We start from the raw sequence: 19168 nt of genomic DNA on the forward strand, positions 1-19168 counted from the left end.
CCAGGCAATCAGCGTGAAGATGATGCCCGGTATGATCGAGACGAAGCGGCGCTTGCCCGCAGGCAGCCAGTAATGCAACGCCAGGCCCGACACTTGAGCCGCGGCGGCGCGGACTCGGTTTCCTCGGCCTGTCGCAGAACTGGCCGGGCCTGCTGATGATGGCGGTCGGGTTCATCCTGCTGTTGTCGGTGGTGGTCCTCTAGGCGCTAGGCCGCCGCGCTGATCCCCAGACGCTCAATCGCCAGTTTGCGGGTCGAGACGTAGTCGGTCTTGCCAGAGCCCAGCACCGGGATTTCCTCGACCTTGACAATGTCGTTCGGCACCATCAGATCGGCGGCGCCGGCTTGTCTGCCGAATTTGCGCAATTCATCGGGGTCGGCCTCATCGGCGGTGGTGACCAGCACGATACGCTCGCCGCGGCGCCTGTCCGGCACCGCCACCACAGCGTGGTGCTCTTCCGGCCACAGCGACTGCACCAGCATCTCGACCGCGCCCAGCGACACCATCTCGCCGGCGATCTTGGCGAAGCGCTTGGCCCGGCCGCGAATGGTAATGAAGCCCTCGCGGTCGACAGAAACGATGTCGCCGGTATCGTGCCAGCCGTCGAGCGGCTGCAATTCCCCGGGCCGATCTGAGGTCATGTAGCCCATCATCAAATTCGGCCCCTTGAGCAATAACCGTCCGGCGCCGCTGATGCCCTCGACCGGCTCGAGCTTCATGCGCACGGCCGGCAACAGTCGCCCGACCGTGCCGTCGCGGCCGTGGATGGCGGTGTTGACGGCAACGACGGGCGCTGCCTCGGTCAGCCCGAAACCTTCGATGATCTCCGCCTGGAAGCGCTCCCGGTAGACGCGGCGCGTCTCCGGTTTCACCGCTTCGGCGCCGGCGACGATGAAGCGCAGGCTGGAGAAATCGCCGTCCTTGGCGGTGCGCGCATAGTTGGCGAGGAACGTGTCGGTGCCGAACATGACCGTCGGCCTTGCCTTGCGTGCGACCTCGGGGATCAGCTTGTAGTGCAGCGGCGAGGGGTAGAGGAACAGTTTCACGCCGGTGACCAGCGGCAGGATGGTGCCGCCGGTGAGCCCGAACGAGTGGAACACCGGCAGCACGTTGAGCAGGATGTCGGCCGGCGAGATGGTGATGCGGGCCTCAGCCTGCATGGCGTTGGCGAGAAGATTTCTGTGCGACAGGACCACCGCCTTCGGCGTGCCTTCCGAGCCTGAGGTGAACAGGATCACCGCTGGCTTGGCCGCATTCTGCGGCTGCAGCGGCCAGCGCCACAGCAAGGCGGCGGCGAGCTTGTCCAGTACGGTTACGCTGGCCCGCACATCCTCCAGCCACAACAGCCTGGCGCCGCCTTCTTCTACCGCCGCGACGATGTCAGCGAGGCTGGCCTTGTCGACAAAGGCGCGCGACGAGACCACGGTGCGGATCTCCGCCGTGCGCACGGCGGCGGTGACGCTGGCCGGGCCTGCGGTGTAGTTGATCATCGCCGCCACCCGGCTCGCTGACAACAGGCCAACGAGCGACAGCACGACACCGTTGGCGTTGGGCAGCAGCACTCCAACCGCTTCATTCGGCGCCGTCACCGCCTCGAAGCGGCGGCCCAGCACCCGCGCGCCGATGAACAGCTTTCTGTAATTCAGCGTGCCGCTGACCACGTCTTCGACGATGGGATGCGAGGCGCCGACTCGGTCGGCGGCGTCGCGTATGGCGAGGAACAGGCCGCGGTCAAGATCGCTGCCGAAAAGCCGGGCTTCGGCGAAACGGTCGAACAGCGCATTGGTGTTCGAGGATTGATCAGGGTTTCGCGCTACCAACTCGGCGATGGTCATCGGCTCCAGCACGCTGATCGACAGGAGAGGAAACCAGCGCCGGGGCGCCTTGTCCGCCGCAGTCAGTGATACCGGCAGAGTGCGCGCGCCGGCGACGAAGATAGGCACGATGCGGGCGTCGGCCTGCATGGCGATGCGGGTGACGGCGCGAAACAGGCGAAATGTCTTGATATCAGGCTCGACCGCATCCGGCAGATAGACGGCAAGGCGGCCCTTGCCCTTCAGCACCCGCACCAGCCGGCGGCTGACGAAGACATGCTCAGCGTTGAAAGCGATAGTGCGGCCAAGCTCGCGCCATGGTTCGAGCCAGGGCGATCGCGCCGAGACCTCGTCGAGGATGTGCAGCGTGTCTTCCGGCAGCAGTGACAGCATCAGCGCCGGTTCGAGGCGCGACTGGTGCGAAATGACGTAAATGACCGGGGCGGCTGTTCTGCGGGCGATCTTGATACGATCATCGGCAATCCGGTAGGCGAGCTTGAACGGCACATAGAGCAGCGCCTGCGTGAAGCGCAGGCCGAGGCGGAATTTTTCCACCACGCCGATCAGCAGCCAGGCCGCGACGAGACCCGCAAGCAGCGCCAGTGTCAGGATCATGCCGCGTCTCTCCCAACAGATTTTGACCTCGCGGCTCTTCCTGACCGCTTCGATGAGAACCTAGACGAAGTGGGCTCAACGTCAATGCGGAGGTGCGGTACCTTCGCATTACTGGCCTGGCCGGCCATGAAAAGTGCGGTGTCTATGTTTCCTTGCGGCAGAGAAAGCGCCTGCGGCATGAGCCTGGATTGATGGGGGCGGCTCACGCCGCTTTCAGCCTCCCGCTGATGAAGCGGAATTCCTGTGTCTTGCCACCATAGCCATAGGCGGCGGCCGGGACTTCATGCACGAAGGCATAGCTCTCCTCATGCACCTTGCCCAGCAGGCTGCCAAAGCCAAGGAAGAGCGCCTTGAGATAGGCCTCCAGCTCAAGCTTGGTGTTGGTGCCGTCGACCACCTTGATGTCGAGCCAGAAACTGTTGGCGTCATGCTCGGCCAACGACTTGCCGCCAGCGAACCAGTGCTCGGGGTCATGGTAGGAAATGGCCACCGCTGTGATCGTCGCATCCTTGCGCAAATGCGTGGCGGTCAGTTCGGTCACCTGCCTGGCGATAGCGGCGGACAAAGCGGCATCGGGCTTGCCGGTGACGCTGACATTGATGATCGGCATAATTTCTCTCCTCGGGTTACGCGGCGTCTCTTCGCCGTCAGAAATCTTTGCCATCGTTCTTGCGTTATAAAAATCGAATTGTTTTCAGGGAAAACTTTGATACTGTCGAATTATGGCAATGCTCGACCCCGACCTCCTCAAAACCTTTCTCGCCTTCGTCGACCGCGGCTCGCTGGCGCAGGCGGCGTCATTTGTCGGGCGCTCGGCGTCGGCGGTGACCACGCAGATGCAGCGGCTTGAGGATATTGTCGGCGAACCACTTCTGGCGCCGCAGGGAAGAGGGCGCGTCCTGACGCCGGCGGGCGAAGATCTGGCCGGTCATGCGCGGCGCATCCTTGCTGTGCATCGCGAAGCGTGGCTGGCCCTCAAGGGCGTGCGAGCCGATGGGCGCGTGGCCATCGGCACGACACAAGATTTCGCCGACAGCGGGCTGCCGGATTTGCTCAGGGCCTTTGCCGCGAGCTATCCGCGCGTCAGGATCGAACTGCGCGTCGGCCGCTCCGCCGAATTGGCCGAGGCACTGCAAACCGGCATCCTCGATCTGATGGTCGCCATGCGACAGGCTCCGGCGCCGGACGAGATCGGCGTGCTCCGCGAACCGATGATGTGGCTCTGTTCGCAAAGAGGCTTGGCCACACACCAGGACGAACTGCCGCTGGCGCTGCTCGATCCGCATTGCGGCTTTCGCGAAGCGGCGATCGCGGCACTCGACAGGGCAGGCCGTCGCTACCGCATCGCCGCCGGCAGTGCCAGCCTGGCCGGGCTGCGCACGGCGGTAAATGCCGGCATTGCTCTGACGCTGCGGACGGCGCGGTTTGCCCATTCCGGCATCGTCGAGGCACCGCGCGAGTTTGGCCTGCCGCAGGTTCCCATCGCCGAGTTCGCCATCCGGCTGCGCCAGGATGCCGAGCCCCCGGCCCAGGATCTGGCTGCGCTGTTCAGCGGCAACCTTGCCTTGCCAGGCGCACCGAGCTGATTTCGCTAAAGAAAAAGCCGACCTTGCGATCGGCTATAGGTTAGACGGGCCGAGGGGTTTGGGGGGACTTGGATGACCCGTCAAAGCCAACAATGCCTGAACCTGTTGATGGTTCCATGACCTTGCTAATTTATTTGCACCCGCAAATTTATTTCGGCGGCAGATTTTTCTCAGGCAGAGCGCTGCCTGGCCGCTTGGCAGTCGCGCCCGCCATGGGCGAACACCGCGCAGAGCACGATGGCGCCGCCGATCATGCTGGCGGCTGGCGGGACCTCGGCCAGGAACAGGAAGGCGAACAGGATCGCGAACGGTACTTCAGCCGAGCCCAGCAGGCCGGATTCGGCAGCCGGAATGAGCCGCGCGCCCTCCGTCCACAAAATAGAGGCCAGCGCGAACGACGTGCCGAAGGCGACGAGCAACACTGCGTCCCTGGCCGAGACGGCCAATGGATCGGTGACGAACCAACCGAGCACGAACAAAAGGAATGCCGACACCGCCCCGGCCCACACCACCGGCGTGTCGCGGAAAGCGCGCACCATGATCATGTAGAGCGCGCTGCCGATTGTCATCAGCAGCGCCAGCCCGTCGCCGAACAGATGGCCGGTGCCGAAGCCGGACCAGACCATGATCGCCACGCCGCTGAGCGACACGGCGGCGGCGGCAAGCGTCTGCAGCCGGAAGCGCTCACGAACCAGAATGAAGGCAAGCAGCGCGGTGACGAAGGGCGCAGTGGCGTAGATGATCGCAACATTGGCGACGAAGGTGAACTTGAACGCCGAGATGAAGGCGATGCTGGCTAGCGCGCCCTCGCTCGCCAACAGCCAGCCGCGCCAGCCGAGGCGCAGGCTTTCACGCCCACCGGATTTGACGGCGCCGCCAAAGCACATAGAGGGTGATCAGGATCGACCCAACGAAGCCGCGCCAGCAGGTGATGGTCAGCGGATCGGCATGGATCGACTTGGTTAGCACGCCGGTGAGGCCGAAGACGGCTGCCGACGCCGAAACCAGGATGATGCCAAGGGTGCGCTCGGCGGCGGTGTCAGGCATGGTTGGGAATTCGGTCATGTCACCAGACTATGCTGCCCTGTCCTGACACCGTACTGTCAGCAGGGGTTGCCGTATCCTGCAGCCGCTGCGGAAATGCCCTTTTGCAAGTCGATTCATCTCATCAAAGCCGATGTGTCAGTTCGACACGAAGTGATCTTGCCTCTCCCACGGCTCCTGCGGACCGCGAACATCCCTGTTGACTCGGCCCCAGGGTCAGCCCCGATAGAAAGGCGGTCAACAGCAACAAGGTGATTCATGAACTCTTCCGCCCAGTTCCTGAACGCTTCCGAAGCCGCCGGCCGGCTCGGGGTGTCGGCCAAGGCCCTGCGGCTTTATGAGCAGCGCGGCCTGATCGCTCCGATCCGCACTGCGGCCGGATGGCGCGCCTACGGTCCTGTCGAAATGAGCCGCGCCGCCGAGATCGCGGCCCTGCGCGCGCTTGGCTTCAGCCTGGCCCAGGTGGCGCGGGTGATGGAGGGTGACTCCCGGGGCATGGAGCCGGCCTTGGCCGCACACCAGGCGGTACTCGAGGGCCGGCTGCGCCAGCTTGTCGGCGTAATAGAGAAGATCGGTAGCCTGCGGGACGACCTCGCTCGAGGCGAAGCGCCAAGCGCCGGGGAACTGGCGCGCCTGCTGGCGCCAGAGGCTACGCTCAGCGTCGCTTTCGACCTTCCCTGGCCTTGGGGAGGCGAGCGCTTCGAACTGGGACAGATCCGACCGCTGAACTACATCATCGGCCCGCTGGGCAGTGGCAAGACCCGGCTGGCTCAGCGCCTGGCCGAGACATTGCCTGACGCCGCCTTCCTTGGCTTGGATCGACTGGCGAATGGCTGTGCGGCGGCTCTGGCTCGTGTGGACGCCGACCCAGCTCTCAGGTCGCGGGTCGATCAGACGCTGGCCTGGCTCGTCGAGGACGGTGCCGCGGTGTCCGACGCAATGATCGCTCTACTCGTCGGATTGGAAGCCGAAGGTCCGGCCATCCTGGTCGTCGACATGATCGAACAGGGGCTGGATCAAGCCTCGCAAGAAGCCCTGATTGCCCATTTGCGTCGCCGCGGCTCCGGCGGTCGACCGCTTTTTCTGCTCACGCGCTCCTGCGCGATACTCGACCTGGCGGCTGTCGGCACCGACGAAGCGATCATCCTCTGCCCCGCCAATCACAGCCCGCCAACGTACGTCGCCCGGTACCCCGGCACTCCCGGCTACGAGGCCGTCGCCACCTGCCTGGCCTCACCCGAGGTGCGGGCGCGGACGGACGGCGTCATCGCGCGGCGGCCCCAGGCCGCATGAAAGGCATCAAGTCTAACGACGCAGCAATGTCTGGACAGCTTGTCACTCCGATCCAAATGTCGTGAAATCAAGGTTTAGGCCGTACCGGTTCTATTCGAGTATTGTGACGAGCGATGAAAATGACTGCCGAAAAGGGTTGGACATGGACACCACCGGACTGAAGGCCATGCAGGCGCCGCTCAAGGAGGCGTATCGCGACGACGCATCGCGCGCGCTGATCACGCTTCGGGCCAAGGGCTCGGTCGACGACCAGTCGATCGCCTGCAAGGTCGAGACCGGCAGGGCGCTCGCCGTTGCCGGTCTGCATCCGGCTACCGGCGGTTCCGGGCTCGAACTGTGCTCGGGCGACATGCTGCTGGAGGCGCTGGTCGCTTGCGCTGGCGTAACGCTGAAGGCAGTGGCGACGGCGCTGGAGTTCAAACTCGGCGCCGCCACCGTGGAGGCCGAAGGCGATCTCGATTTTCGCGGCACCTTAGGCGTGGCAAAAGATGCGCCGGTCGGCTTCCGCGCCATCCGGCTGAATTTCAACCTCGACAGCGACGAGCCACAAGAGCGCGTCGACACACTGCTCAAGCTGACCGAACGCTATTGCGTGGTGTTTCAGACCATCAATACGAGGCCGGAACTGACGGTCAGCGCTCAGCGCTGAACGCGCGCCGCCGGCTACTCGCTTTCGCCCTCGTCGGCGAACGGCGAGGCGCTCGGCACGCACTGCACCGACCAGCCGGCCGGCGTTGGCTGCTTCTGATATTCGGTGACGGCGAAGGCGCACTGTTCGCGAGTGTCGAACGTGCTGGGCAGCACCACCATGCCGCCTTGCGGGCCGGCAATCACCAGATACCAGACCAGCGCTACGCTCGAAGCCATGGAAGTTTCCTCGCTTGTTGTGGGAGTCGGGTGATCCTATCAATTCTGGGCGATCGGCGAAAGCGCAGCCTGGCGCGGTGGGTCGCCACGCCAGCGTTTTCTGCATTTGTTGGGCCGCCTCAGTTCACGGCAAAGCAGTAGAACAGGCCGTCGCCGCCGGTGCTCCTCAGTGCCTCCTGACTGCAGCCGCCGCGTGAAGCGTGCGAGGAATTCCACGATTTGGCGGCGGCCGAATCGTCGAGACCGGTGCGGTCGTGATGGCCCGTCATTGCCGCACCTTCCGCTCCGCTGAGCGTCCAGTCGCCGCAGGTCTGGTCGGCAATTTTCGTGCCGTCGGGCTTGGACCCGGTCAGCACGTCGTGGCGGTTGGGCTTGTCGCCGCGGCCGTTGACCACTTCGCCCTTTTCGTTGAGCGCCGTCTGCTTGGTGATGGCGTTGGCATCGCTATGCAGCGAAGCGACATCGTCGGCGATCTTGACGCCCTTGGCGTTGAACCACGGTCCCGTGCCAATGCGATCGCGTGCATCGGTGTCGCTGGTCGAGAGGTAGGCGTGCCATGTCTTGCCCGTAACGCCCGCGGCTTCAGCCAGCGAGGCGCAATGCGCATCGGCGCCCGCGAGGCCGCCGAGATCGGCGCCCTTGCCCGAGCCGACGCTGGTGACGAAGAAGCTCATCGTCGCATCCTGCGAGGATGCGACGCCGATGGCTGCCAGCGATGCAGCGGCGGTGACGAGAAGCAGTCTGCGCATGGTGGTCCTCCGTTTCGGAAAATCTGGCATTCCAATAACGTCGGCGGCGGCGCAATTCTTCCGTCGAAATGCGCGATGCGTCTACTCCGGCTGCCGGTAGGCAACAAAGCGGTTGTGCTTGGCCTGGAAGATCAGCCCGGTCTCCGTAAGCGCCGGGCTGGCCAGCGGCACGATGCGTTTGGCGATCTCCTGGGGATGCGGCAGCGTCTCCGGATCCTCGCCGGGCACCGCCTGCGCCCGCATGGCGGTGCGGGTGGCGCCGGGATCGGCGGCATTGACCCTGAGGGCCAGGTTTTCCGTCTCATGCGCCCAGGAACGCATCATCGTCTCGACGGCCGCCTTCGACGCCGCATAGGGCGCCCAGAAGGCCCGCGCCGAATGGGCGGCATTGGAGGAAAGCACGATGGCACGGCCGGCGTCGGAGAGCCTGAGCAGCGGGTCGACCGAGCGGATCAGCCGCCATGTCGAGGTAACGTTGATGGTCATCACCTTCTCGAAGGTTTTGGCCTCGACATGGCCGATCGGCGAGATGACGCCGAGCACCGCCGCATTGGCGACCAGGATGTCGAGCTTGCCCCAGCGCTCATGGATGGCGCCGCCCAGCCGGTCGATGCCGGCCATGTCGGCGAGGTCGAGCGGCACAAGCGTGGCTTGTCCGCCCGCCGCCTTGATCTGGTCGTCGAGTTCCTCCAGCCCACCGACGGTACGGGCAACGGCGATGACGTGTGCGCCGGCGGCGGCAAGTTCCAGGGCGATGAAGTAGCCGATGCCGCGCGAGGCGCCGGTGACGACCGCGACGCGGCCGGAAAGGTCGAGGCCAGGGGTGGGGATCATGCGAGGGCCTCCGTGAGCAGGCGTGAAACTCGGGAAGGCAATTGGTGTTCCGGCAATCCTACGCCCCGCCCGCCGCCAGCAGCGAGAGCGTGCGCACATTGTCCGAACCTTCGAAGTCGGCAAGCCGGGTCGGATATTGCCCGGTGAAGCAGGCGTCGCAGAATTGCGGCTGCTCATTGTCGCGGCCGGCCTCGCCGACGGCGCGGTAGAGCCCGTCGATTGACAGGAAACCGAGCGAATCGACGCGGATGAACTCGGCCATCTCTTCCACCGACATGCGCGACGCCAGCAGCTTCGACTTCTCCGGCGTATCGACGCCGTAGAAACAGGAAGCGCGCGTCGGCGGCGAGGCGATGCGCATGTGCACTTCCTTGGCGCCGGCATCGCGCACCATCTGCACGATCTTCTGGCTGGTGGTGCCGCGCACGATCGAATCGTCGACCAGCACCACGCGCTTGCCTTCGATCATGCGGCGGTTGGCGTTATGCTTGAGCTTGACGCCCATGTGGCGGATCGAATCGCCGGGCTGGATGAAGGTGCGGCCGACATAGTGATTGCGGATAATGCCGAGCTCGAACGGGATGCCCGCGGCTTGCGAAAAGCCGATCGCCGCCGGAGTGCCGCTGTCCGGCACCGGCACGACGATGTCGGCCTCGACCGGGCTTTCGAGCGCCAGCTCGGCGCCGATGCGCTTGCGCACCTCGTAGACGTTGCGGCCCTCGACCGACGAATCCGGACGCGCGAAATAAACATATTCGAAGATGCAGAAGCGGGTTTTCTGCGGCTCGAACGGAAACAGGCTCTCTATGCCCTTGGCGGTGACGACGACCATCTCGCCGGGCTTCAGGTCGCGCACGAAACGCGCGCCGATGATGTCGAGCGCGCAGGTTTCGGAAGCCAGGATCCAGGCGCCGTCGAGATCGCCGAGCACCAGCGGCCGGATGCCGAGCGGATCGCGGCAGCCGATCATCTTCTTTGAAGTCATCGCCACCAGCGAGAAGGCACCTTCGACCTGGCGCACCGCATCGATGAAGCGCGAGTTGAGATCGCGTTCCCTGCTGGTGGCGACCAGATGCAGCAGTGTCTCGGTGTCGGAGGTCGACGAGAAGATCGCGCCCTGTTTCTGCAGCGCGCGCTGCACCGTCATGGCGTTGGTGAGGTTGCCGTTGTGGGCGACAGCGAAGCCGCCATCGGCGAGCTCGGCGAAAAACGGCTGGATGTTGCGCTGGCCGGCGCCGCCGGTGGTGGCGTAGCGCGTGTGGCCGATGGCGCGGTTGCCTTGCAGGCTGTCGATGACGCGCTGTTTGGTGAATGTATCGCCGATCAGGCCGACATGATGTTCGACATGGAACTGGGTGCCGTCATAGGAAACGATACCGGCCGCTTCCTGGCCGCGGTGCTGCAACGCATGCAGGCCGAGCGTGACGATAGCCGCAGCGTCCTGCCGGCCAAAAATACCGAACACGCCGCATTCGTCATGGAAATGATCGTCAGCCTCGGCGGAAAGCACGTCGTCTGCGTCTGCCATCTTCAGCTCCGCTAAAGTCGCTATATAGTGTGATGACGGCTCGAGAGCAACGTAGAGTTTGCGGCCTTCACATGATCGTCAGTTTGCCGGCGCCGGATTGGCCGGTGCATTGTCGGCCGGTGGTGCGTCGGTCTCGCTGCCGTCGGGCGCCGGAGCATCGTCGCCGGTTGCCGGTGCGTCCGCCGCGGGTGCATCCGCTGCCGGAGGTGTCTCGGCGCCGGTCTCGGGTGCCGGCTGATTCGGATTGAGCCTGTTGAGGATCGCGTTTTCCGGATCCTCGGGCAGCAGGCTTTCGAGCTTGGCGCCGATCGATTCGAGCAGCGGCCGCGACTTGGCATCGGCGACCCAGCCCGGAGCCTTGGGGCCGGCCAGCCAGTTGAAGAACAGCAGGGCCACCGCGACGACCAGGATGCCGCGCGCCGCGCCATAGAGGAAACCAAGCGTGCGGTCGAGCGCGCCGACCCTGGAATCGATGATCCAGTCGGCGAGCTTCATGGTGATGATGGAGACGACGATCAGCGCGACGATGAAGACGATGCCGGCGGCCACCACCATGGCAATCTTCTCATTGTCGACATAGGGCTGAACGTAAGGCAGGACCGGTTGATAGAAAAAGAACGCTGCCGCGGCCGCCGCTATCCAGGAGATGACGGATAGGACCTCGCGCGAAAAGCCGCGAACCATGGCGAGCATCGCCGAGACCAAGGTGAAGCCGACGAGAATTCCGTCAAGCAGCGTAATCGGCATGTCTTTTGCCCCACTTCATGAGCCGCGTCATTCTTGCTCGTCGGCGCGGCTGCGCCGTGAGCCGGCTATGCGCGCCACGAGATCGGCAAGCTCGGTGGGCTGGAAAGCGCCGGCCCCTATCCCCCCGGCAAGTTCCTCGCTGCCCAAGGGCAGAACCGCGCTTCCAAAACCCAGCTTTTCGGCTTCCTTCAGGCGCTGCTGCGCATGCGCAACCGGCCTCACGGCGCCCGAAAGGCTGATTTCGCCGAAATAGACGCAATCGGCGGGAAGGGCAAGACCGGTGAGCGAGGAAACCAGTGCGGCCGCCACTGCCAGATCGGCGGCCGGCTCCGAGATACGGTAGCCGCCGGCGACGTTGAGATAGACGTCATGCGTGCCAAAGCGGACCCCGCAATGGGCTTCGAGAACGGCGAGGATCATCGACAGCCGGGCACCGTCCCAGCCGACGACGGCGCGACGCGGCGTGCCCAGCGACGACGGCGCCACCAGCGCCTGGATTTCGACCAGCACCGGCCTGGTACCTTCCATGCCGGCGAAAACCGCGGCGCCCGGCGCTTTCGCATGGCGTTCGCCGAGAAAAAGCTCGGATGGATTGGCGACCTCGCGCAGGCCCATATCAGACATTTCGAACACGCCGATCTCGTCGGTCGGTCCGAAGCGGTTCTTGACCGTGCGCAGGATGCGGTAGTGGTGGCCGCCTTCGCCCTCGAAATAAAGCACCGCGTCGACCATATGCTCGACGACGCGCGGCCCGGCGATCTGGCCTTCCTTCGTAACGTGGCCGACGAGCACGATCGCCGCGCCTGTGGATTTGGCATAGCGGATCATCGCCTGGGCGGCGGCACGCACCTGGGTGACGGTGCCGGGCGCCGAATCGGCCATGTCGGTCCACAAGGTCTGGATCGAATCGAGGATCACCAGGTCCGGCCGCTTGCCGTCGGCGATGGTGGCGAGGATGTCCTCGACATTGGTCTCGGCGGCAAGCTCCACCGGAGTATCGGCGACGCCGAGCCGCTGCGCACGCAGCCTGATCTGGGCAACCGCCTCTTCGCCCGAGACGTAGACGATGCGGTGGCCCTTGGACGCCAGTGCTGCGGCCGCCTGGGTCAACAGCGTCGACTTCCCGATGCCGGGATCGCCGCCGACCAGCAGGGCCGAGCCGCGCACGAAACCGCCGCCGGTGGCGCGGTCGAGCTCGCCGATGCCGGAAACGATGCGCGGCGCGTCCTCGATGTCGCCGGACAAAGTCGTGAGCACCACGGCGCGGCCCTTGCGCGCATTGCGGGTATTGGCCGGGCCCGAGCCGATGCCGCCGGACGTGCCTTCCTCGACCAGCGTGTTCCACTCGCCGCAAGCATCGCATTTGCCAGCCCAGCGCTGATGCACCGAACCGCAATTCTGGCAGATGAACTGGACGCGCGATTTAGCCATCAGCGTTGCGTCGCTCGCAAATGGCCGGAGGCGGGCGATCCTGCCCACCCCCCTCTGTCCTGCCGGACATCTCCCCCGCAAGGGGGGAGATTGGATGTCACGAATGCTTTCGCCAATCTCCAAAGTTGAAGAAGAGACGCCAACGCAGAAGCTGCCGATCTCCCCCCTTGCGGGGGAGATGGCCGGCAGGCCAGAGGGGGGTGTGACGGAGCACGGCGGTAAGTCAAAAGCTACTCAAACCTCTCCGCAATATGATGCTCCTCGGCGAGGTCGGAGAAGCGGGTGAACTCGCCCTGGAAGGCGAGGCTGACCGAGCCGGTCGGTCCATGGCGTTGCTTGGCGACGATGACCTCGGCCTTGCCGCGCATCTCGTTCATCTCGTGTTCCCATTTGATGTATTCGTCGGTGCCGGGCTTCGGCTCGCGGTTCTTCAGATAATATTCCTCGCGGTAGACGAACATCACCACGTCGGCGTCCTGCTCGATCGAACCCGATTCGCGCAGATCCGAGAGCTGCGGGCGCTTGTCGTCGCGGCTTTCGACCTGACGCGACAGCTGCGACAGCGCAATGATCGGCACGGCAAGCTCCTTGGCCAGCGCCTTCAGGCCGGTGGTGATCTCGGTGATCTCCTGCACGCGGTTCTGCGAGGATTTGGCGCTCGACCCTTGCATCAGCTGGATATAGTCGATGACGATGACGTCGAGGCCGCGCTGGCGCTTCAGCCGCCGCGCCCGCGCCGACAGCTGGGCGATCGAGATGCCGCCGGTCTGGTCGATGAACAGCGGGATCTTCTGCATGGTCTGCGAACAGGCGACCAGCTTTTCGAAATCCATTTCGCTGATCTCGCCGCGGCGGATTTTCGACGACGGGATTTCGGTCTGTTCGGAAATGATGCGGGTGGCGAGCTGTTCCGACGACATTTCGAGCGAGAAGAAGCCGACGACGCCGCCATTTGCCGCCTTGAACGAACCGTCGGCCTGTTGTGCCGGCACATAGGCTTCGGCGATGTTGAAGGCCATGTTGGTGGCAAGCGAGGTCTTGCCCATGCCCGGGCGGCCGGCGATGATGATCAGATCGGACGGCTGCAGGCCGCCCATGCGGCGGTCGAGATCGCGCAGGCCCGTGGCGACGCCCGACAGGTGCCCGTCGCGCATATAGGCGGCGTTGGCCATGTCGACGGCGGTCTTGACCGCGTCGGTGAAGCTCTCGAAGCCGCCATCGTAGCGGCCGGTCTCGGCCAGTTCGAACAGGCGCCGCTCGGCATCCTCGATCTGCTCGGATGGCGACATGTCGACCGGCGCGTCGTAGGCAATGTTGACCATGTCTTCGCCGACGGTGATCAGGGCGCGTCGCGTGGCGAGATCATAGATGGCGCGGCCGTAGTCGGCGGCATTGACGACGGTGACCGCCTCGACGGCCAGCCGTACGACATATTGCGCAACCGTCATGTCGCCGACCCTCTCGTCGGCCGGCAGAAAGGTCTTCAGCGTGATCGGCGTTGCTATCTTGCCCATACGAATGAGTTCGGCGGCGACCTCAAAGATCTTTCTGTGCAGCGGCTCGTAAAAATGGCCGGATTTCAGGAAATCCGACACGCGGTAGAAGGCGTCGTTGTTGACGAGGATGGCGCCGAGCAGCGCCTGCTCGGCCTCGATGTTGTTCGGTGCCTCGCGATAGAGCGGTGTTTCCGCCACGCCGAATTTTCGTGCTGCCTCTGCCATTACGTCCCCGATTTCGATGCCGGTCTCTCGATATCAGTAACGGGATAGGTCGGTGATGACTTATCTGCATCAGTCTTCATTCAATCAGCTTCGGTGCCCGCGATTCACAGCCAAGATTTTTCGGTGGAAAGAATCTTGATTGACTCGAATCAAGATGGCGAGCCTAGCCGTTCTCGGACGAGAACAAAACAGGAAAATAGCTGCCAATCACTCAGGCAGTGCGTCGCCCCAGTCGAGCCGCCGCGCGGCCTTGAACACATCGCCGTCGCGCTTGGTGAACAGTTTCTCGTCGGCGCTGCCGTCCTTTTCGCAAAGTTTCAGCAGGACCTTGCCCGAGCCTGATTTCGGCGGTGCGATCACACGCGCCTGCGGCGGGGCAACAGCGTGGCGGGAGGCAGCGACATAGATGAATTTCTCGTCCTCCCACGGCACATCGGCGTCCTTGGCCAGCCGGTGCAGGCGCGAACGCGCGACACGGCGCGAAAAATGGCACCAGTCGGGCGGCACGAGCGGGCAGGGAGCCGCATGCGGGCAAGGCGCAAGCACGTGCGCGCCCGCCTCGATCAGCTGTCGGCGCACGGCAAGAATGCGCTGCCATCCGGCCGGCGTGCCCGGCTCGACGACCAGAAGCGTGTCGTTGGTCAGGTGCCAGAGCCGGTCGATGAGTGTTGGCAGCGACGCTGGTACGATCTCGTCCAGCACATAGGCGCAGGTGACCAGCTCGGCCGGCTTGAGATCGCCGAGATCGAGGCTGACATCGCCGGCCAGCCAGGCGACCCTGGCCGTCATCGCCTCAGCGGCAAGCGCCGCGCCGACCCGGCGCACCGCGGCGCTCGCCTCGATCAGCACCGCCTGCTCGAGGTCGGGCCAGAGATCGAGCGCAGCCCAAAGCACGGTGCCAGGGCCGGCGCCGACGTCGAGCAGGGTTTTGGGTGCATGATCGGGCCTTGCCTCGCTGAGCGCATAGAGACTGGCACGGACAGCGGCATAGGTCGCCGGCAGCCGCGTCGCCAGATAGGCTTTGACCGCGATCTCCTCGGCCGTATGCAGGCGGCCGTCGCGCAGTTCGGCGCGATAGCGGTCCGACAGCGTTTTTGCCGCTTGTTTCAGCGTCGGCAGCGGCACGTTTTCGAGGAGACGCTCGACGCCCTGTCGAAGCGGGATAGGCAGTTCCATAGCTCAGGCACCCCGAGGTGCGAGCAGGATCACCGAGGCGCCAACGATGCAGAGCGCGGAACCGGCAAGGTCCCAGCGGTCGGGGCGCACGCCTTCCACCAGCCACAGCCATCCGAGCGAGGCGGCGATGTAGATGCCGCCATAGGCGGCATAGGCGCGGCCCGCAGCACTGATGTCTACCAGCGCCAGCAGGAAGCCGAACAAAGCGAGCGAGACCAGGCCTGGCGCCAGCCAAAGCGGCGACTTTTCCAGCCGCCACCACGCCCAGATCGAGAAGCAGCCGGCGATCTCGGCAAGGGCAGCAACGATGTAGATGAGATAGGTCATGAAAAAAGTCTCGCGGCGACGGCGAGACCTTTTTCAGCATGTGGGCCGCCAATGGCAAGCGGCAATGGCGTGATCGCCGGCGGTCTATTCCATATCCGCCACCTTGCGGCGCCGGGCGGGCTTGGCGGCAGGGGCTTTTGGACGATGCCCCATGTCGCGCAGCTGCAACGCCTTCTCGCATTTGGCCATATAGTCACGAGACATCGGCAGCGTGTCGTTCTTCTTGGCGATCTGGATTTGGAAGACCACCAGATCCTGCCAGCGGAAAGCGGCTTCCGAGGCTGCCAGATAGAACTCCCACATGCGGCAAAAACGTTCGTCATAGATCGCCTTGGCCTTGTCGCGGTTGGCGGCAAAGCGCTGGCTCCAATGTCTCAGCGTCTCGGCATAATGTAGCCGCAGGACTTCGATGTCGGTGACGATGAGGCCCGACTTTTCGATCGCCGGCATCACTTCCGAGAGCGAGGGGACGTAGCCGCCCGGGAAAATGTATTTGCGGATGAAGGCGCTGGTTGCCCACGGCGCGCCGGAGCGGCCGATCGTGTGCAGCAGCATGACGCCGTCCGGCTTCAAGAGCGTCGCCGATTTGTCGAAGAAGGTGCGGTAGTGGTTGACGCCGACATGCTCGAACATGCCGACCGAGACGACGCGGTCGAAGCGCTCGTTGAGCTCGCGGTAATCCCTCACTTCGAAATGCACGCGGTTCTCCAGGCCTTGCGCATGGGCGCGGTCGGTGGCGACGCCATGCTGCTCTGTCGACAACGTCACACCTTGCACGTCGACGTCGAAGGACTTGGCGAGATAGAGACCGAGCCCACCCCAGCCGGAGCCGATGTCGAGCACCGTCTGGCCGGCCTTCAGCCTGAGCTTGGCGGCAATGTGGCGCTTCTTGGCTGCCTGCGCCTCGTCGAGCGTCATGTCCGGCTGCTCGAAATAGGCGCAGGAATACTGCATGTCGTCGTCGAGGAAGAGCCTGTAAAGGTCGCCTGACAGATCATAGTGGCGCTGCACGTTGCGGCGCGCGCGCGCCGCCGTGTTGATCTGCTGCAGGCGGCGGAAAGCGTGACGCAGGCCTTCTATCGCCTTCGACCAGGTGGCATCGATGCCGCCGCTATCCATGTTCTGGAAGGCGATGCGCATCACCCCCAGCACGCCGCCCTCGAGTATATCGAGCTCACCGTCCATATAGGCTTCCGGCACCGCCAGCATCGGATCGAAGCTGATGGCGCGCTCGGCATGCGTGGTCTTGATGTGCATGTGCACCAGATCGCCGCTGCCGTCACCGAAAGTCACCGAGAGGCCTTTCGGTCCGGTGACCTTGAGATTGCCGGTGCGCACCAGGCGGTCGAGAATGCGTTTCAGCAGAATATTCATGAACAAATGTCCCCTCTCGGTCAGACACGCTGTCTCGGCGCATGACCCGACAACCGAATTCGATTTCGGAAAGGATCATGCGCCGAACCAAAGTCCTGCAGCGTCCTTTGCGCGTCCAAACGACGCGCGGCGCTATAGTCTGCATCAAGATATAGGGGGTCGAAAAGTTCCGTTTGGCACAAAAAAGCCCGGGCGAGGCGCCCGGGCGTTGGTCCAGAAATGACTGGAAGCCGACGAAACGTTTTAAAGCGCCGCTCTGACGCCTTGTGACGTGCAATCAGCCGTTGTCTTCGCCGCCTTCGAACTCGGCATTGGGATCGAAGAAGTTGTCCGGGCGCGCATTGTCGTTGATGTCGTCGCCATAGATGGCTTCGGCTGTGGTCAGCATCTCGCCCTTGGCCTGGCGCTCGGCTTCGTCGGCCGTGCGGGCGATGTTGAGCGTGATGGTGACCTCGACTTCCGGATGCAGGGCGATCGCCACATTGGTCAGGCCGATGGTCTTGATCGGCTGGTTGAGCAGGATCTGGTTTCGGTTGACCGAGAAACCTTCCGCCGTCAGCAACTCGGCGATGTCGCGGGTCGACACCGAGCCGTAGAGCTGGCCGGTTTCGCCGGCCGAACGCACGGCGATGAAGCTCTTGCCGTCCAGCTTCTCCGAAATCTGCATCGCCTCGGACTTGCGCTCAAGGTTGCGGGCTTCGAGCTGGGCGCGCTGGCCTTCGAATTTCTTCTTGTTGGCTTCGTTGGCGCGCAGCGCCTTGCCCTGCGGCAGCAGGAAGTTGCGGGCGAATCCATCCTTGACCTTGACGGTATCGCCCATCTGGCCGAGGCGGGAAACGCGTTCGAGAAGAATGACTTCCATGGTTTTGTTCCTTCGTTTGGGCGCCAAATCACTGGCATCGACGCCGAATTGACTGGAACAGGTCAGGAAGCTGAGGGCGTCGCCGCCGATGTCGCTGTCCTGCCTGTCGCGGCAGTTAGAGGTCTTCACCCCAACCCGGGATTTGATGGCAACCCTGCGGCGCCCGTCGCCGTGGGAAAAGCGGGCGGCGAACCGCCCGCTGGCTAGACCATGATCCCGAAAAGTGGAAACCGGTTTTCGGAAAAGATCATGGTCTACTAGTCAGTGTTGTCCATGATCCCGAAAAGTGGAAACCGGTTTTCGGGAAAAGATCATGGTCTACTAGTCAGTGTTGTCCATGATCCCGAAAAGTGGAAACCGGTTTTCGGATAAGATCATGGTCACCTGATCAGTGTTAGCGAACCACGTACGGCAGCAGGCCGAGGAAGCGGGCGCGCTTGATCGCCTTGGCGAGTTCGCGCTGCTTCTTCTGGCTGACGGCGGTGATGCGCGACGGCACGATCTTGCCGCGCTCGGAAATATAGCGCTGCAGAAGACGCACGTCCTTGTAGTCGATCTTGGGCGCGTTGGCGCCGGAGAACGGACAGGTCTTGCGGCGGCGGTGAAACGGGCGCCGGGTCGGGATCTGGTTGATGTCGACCATTATTCTGCACCCCCTTCAACAGCTTCGCGCGGACGGCGCGGGCCACGGTCTGCACCATCGCCACCGAAGCTGCGCGGCGGGCGATCGCCACGGTCGCCGCGATCGCGGTCGCCGAACGAGCGCGGGCCACGGTCACGGTCGCCGAAGCCGCCGCGTTCCGAGCGCTCTTCGCGCTTCTGCATCATTGCCGACGGGCCTTCCTCATGCGCATCGACCTTGATGGTGAGGAAACGCAGCACATCCTCGGACAGGCCCATCTGGCGCTCCATCTCGTTGAGCGCGGCCGGCGGGCAGGTGATGTCCATCAGCGTATAGTATGCCTTCCGGTTCTTGTTGACCCGGTAGGTGAGGGACTTCAGTCCCCAGTTCTCGACCCGGCCGACGGACCCGCCATTCGCGGAGATGACGCCCTTGTACTGTTCGACAAGCGCATCGACCTGCTGCTGCGAGAGGTCCTGCCGGGCAAGAAACACATGTTCGTAAAGAGCCATATTGTTCTTTGCCTTTCTTTGTTTCTCTCCCGGTCCCGGCGGCAAAAGCCTCTGCAACTTCTCTGA

18 protein-coding genes and 1 pseudogene are annotated in these 19168 nt (G+C 64.0%); 3 read left to right on the top strand and 16 right to left on the bottom strand.

The genetic code is table 11. The features are described from left to right. Positions 1 to 206 precede the first annotated feature (206 nt). A complete protein-coding gene (locus AC0L2A_RS25320) occupies positions 207 to 2429 on the bottom strand; it encodes an AMP-binding protein (protein WP_473611128.1) in 2223 nt (740 codons plus the stop codon). A 202-nt stretch (positions 2430 to 2631) separates the two neighbouring features. Then, positions 2632 to 3039 carry a tautomerase family protein gene (locus tag AC0L2A_RS25325; RefSeq protein ID WP_091590519.1) on the bottom strand — a complete coding sequence of 136 codons (408 nt, stop codon included), beginning with the start codon at positions 3037 to 3039 and terminating at the stop codon, positions 2632 to 2634. A 112-nt stretch (positions 3040 to 3151) separates the two neighbouring features. Between AC0L2A_RS25325 and AC0L2A_RS25330 the strand changes: the two genes are divergently transcribed. Next, a complete protein-coding gene (locus AC0L2A_RS25330) occupies positions 3152 to 4015 on the top strand; it encodes a LysR substrate-binding domain-containing protein (RefSeq protein WP_473611130.1) in 864 nt (287 codons plus the stop codon). A 170-nt stretch (positions 4016 to 4185) separates the two neighbouring features. Here the strand turns inward: AC0L2A_RS25330 and AC0L2A_RS25335 are convergent. Further along, positions 4186 to 5062: pseudogene (locus tag AC0L2A_RS25335) on the bottom strand (DMT family transporter). Between the two features lie 255 nt (positions 5063 to 5317). Between AC0L2A_RS25335 and AC0L2A_RS25340 the strand changes: the two are divergent. Both AC0L2A_RS25340 and AC0L2A_RS25345 read left to right on the top strand, forming a co-directional pair. Continuing rightward, complete coding sequence (locus tag AC0L2A_RS25340) at positions 5318 to 6352, top strand: MerR family transcriptional regulator (RefSeq protein ID WP_473611131.1); 1035 nt, start codon at positions 5318 to 5320, stop codon at positions 6350 to 6352. Positions 6353 to 6494: 142 nt separating this feature from the next. Further along, a complete protein-coding gene (locus tag AC0L2A_RS25345) occupies positions 6495 to 7001 on the top strand; it encodes an OsmC family protein (RefSeq protein WP_128247654.1) in 507 nt (168 codons plus the stop codon). A 14-nt stretch (positions 7002 to 7015) separates the two neighbouring features. Here the strand turns inward: AC0L2A_RS25345 and AC0L2A_RS25350 are convergent, their stop codons facing one another. From AC0L2A_RS25350 to rpsF, 13 genes are all read right to left on the bottom strand, one after another. Beyond that, positions 7016 to 7219 carry a hypothetical protein gene (locus AC0L2A_RS25350; protein ID WP_027152685.1) on the bottom strand — a complete coding sequence of 68 codons (204 nt, stop codon included), beginning with the start codon at positions 7217 to 7219 and terminating at the stop codon, positions 7016 to 7018. A 119-nt stretch (positions 7220 to 7338) separates the two neighbouring features. After that, on the bottom strand, positions 7339 to 7968 hold the full coding sequence (locus tag AC0L2A_RS25355; protein ID WP_027152684.1) for a hypothetical protein: 630 nt from the start codon (positions 7966 to 7968) through the stop codon (positions 7339 to 7341). Between the two features lie 81 nt (positions 7969 to 8049). Beyond that, complete coding sequence (locus tag AC0L2A_RS25360) at positions 8050 to 8802, bottom strand: SDR family NAD(P)-dependent oxidoreductase (protein ID WP_287216715.1); 753 nt, start codon at positions 8800 to 8802, stop codon at positions 8050 to 8052. Positions 8803 to 8860: 58 nt separating this feature from the next. Then, positions 8861 to 10330: an amidophosphoribosyltransferase gene (purF, locus tag AC0L2A_RS25365; protein ID WP_023800717.1), complete on the bottom strand. Its 1470-nt coding sequence runs from the start codon at positions 10328 to 10330 to the stop codon at positions 8861 to 8863. Positions 10331 to 10408: 78 nt separating this feature from the next. Next, positions 10409 to 11077 carry a CvpA family protein gene (locus tag AC0L2A_RS25370; protein WP_023800716.1) on the bottom strand — a complete coding sequence of 223 codons (669 nt, stop codon included), beginning with the start codon at positions 11075 to 11077 and terminating at the stop codon, positions 10409 to 10411. Between the two features lie 27 nt (positions 11078 to 11104). Continuing rightward, on the bottom strand, positions 11105 to 12508 hold the full coding sequence (gene radA, locus AC0L2A_RS25375) for a DNA repair protein RadA (RefSeq protein ID WP_023800715.1): 1404 nt from the start codon (positions 12506 to 12508) through the stop codon (positions 11105 to 11107). Between the two features lie 230 nt (positions 12509 to 12738). Then, positions 12739 to 14229, bottom strand: a complete 1491-nt coding sequence (locus AC0L2A_RS25380; RefSeq protein ID WP_023800713.1) for a replicative DNA helicase — start codon at positions 14227 to 14229, stop codon at positions 12739 to 12741. A 207-nt stretch (positions 14230 to 14436) separates the two neighbouring features. Then, positions 14437 to 15405, bottom strand: a complete 969-nt coding sequence (locus AC0L2A_RS25385) for a small ribosomal subunit Rsm22 family protein (protein ID WP_473611132.1) — start codon at positions 15403 to 15405, stop codon at positions 14437 to 14439. Positions 15406 to 15408: 3 nt separating this feature from the next. After that, a complete protein-coding gene (locus AC0L2A_RS25390; RefSeq protein ID WP_091590534.1) occupies positions 15409 to 15732 on the bottom strand; it encodes a YnfA family protein in 324 nt (107 codons plus the stop codon). A gap of 84 nt (positions 15733 to 15816) precedes the next feature. Further along, on the bottom strand, positions 15817 to 17106 hold the full coding sequence (locus AC0L2A_RS25395) for an SAM-dependent methyltransferase (RefSeq protein WP_128247648.1): 1290 nt from the start codon (positions 17104 to 17106) through the stop codon (positions 15817 to 15819). A 277-nt stretch (positions 17107 to 17383) separates the two neighbouring features. Continuing rightward, complete coding sequence (rplI, locus tag AC0L2A_RS25400; RefSeq protein ID WP_091590536.1) at positions 17384 to 17968, bottom strand: 50S ribosomal protein L9; 585 nt, start codon at positions 17966 to 17968, stop codon at positions 17384 to 17386. A 394-nt stretch (positions 17969 to 18362) separates the two neighbouring features. Then, positions 18363 to 18611: a 30S ribosomal protein S18 gene (rpsR, locus tag AC0L2A_RS25405; RefSeq protein ID WP_006203718.1), complete on the bottom strand. Its 249-nt coding sequence runs from the start codon at positions 18609 to 18611 to the stop codon at positions 18363 to 18365. After that, entirely contained in the window at positions 18611 to 19102 is a 492-nt protein-coding gene (gene rpsF / locus AC0L2A_RS25410) for a 30S ribosomal protein S6 (RefSeq protein WP_236371601.1), read from the bottom strand. The genes rpsR and rpsF overlap by 1 nt, the downstream gene beginning before the upstream one ends. Positions 19103 to 19168 lie beyond the last annotated feature (66 nt).

It is taken from the genome of Mesorhizobium sp. WSM4844, from assembly GCF_055811775.1.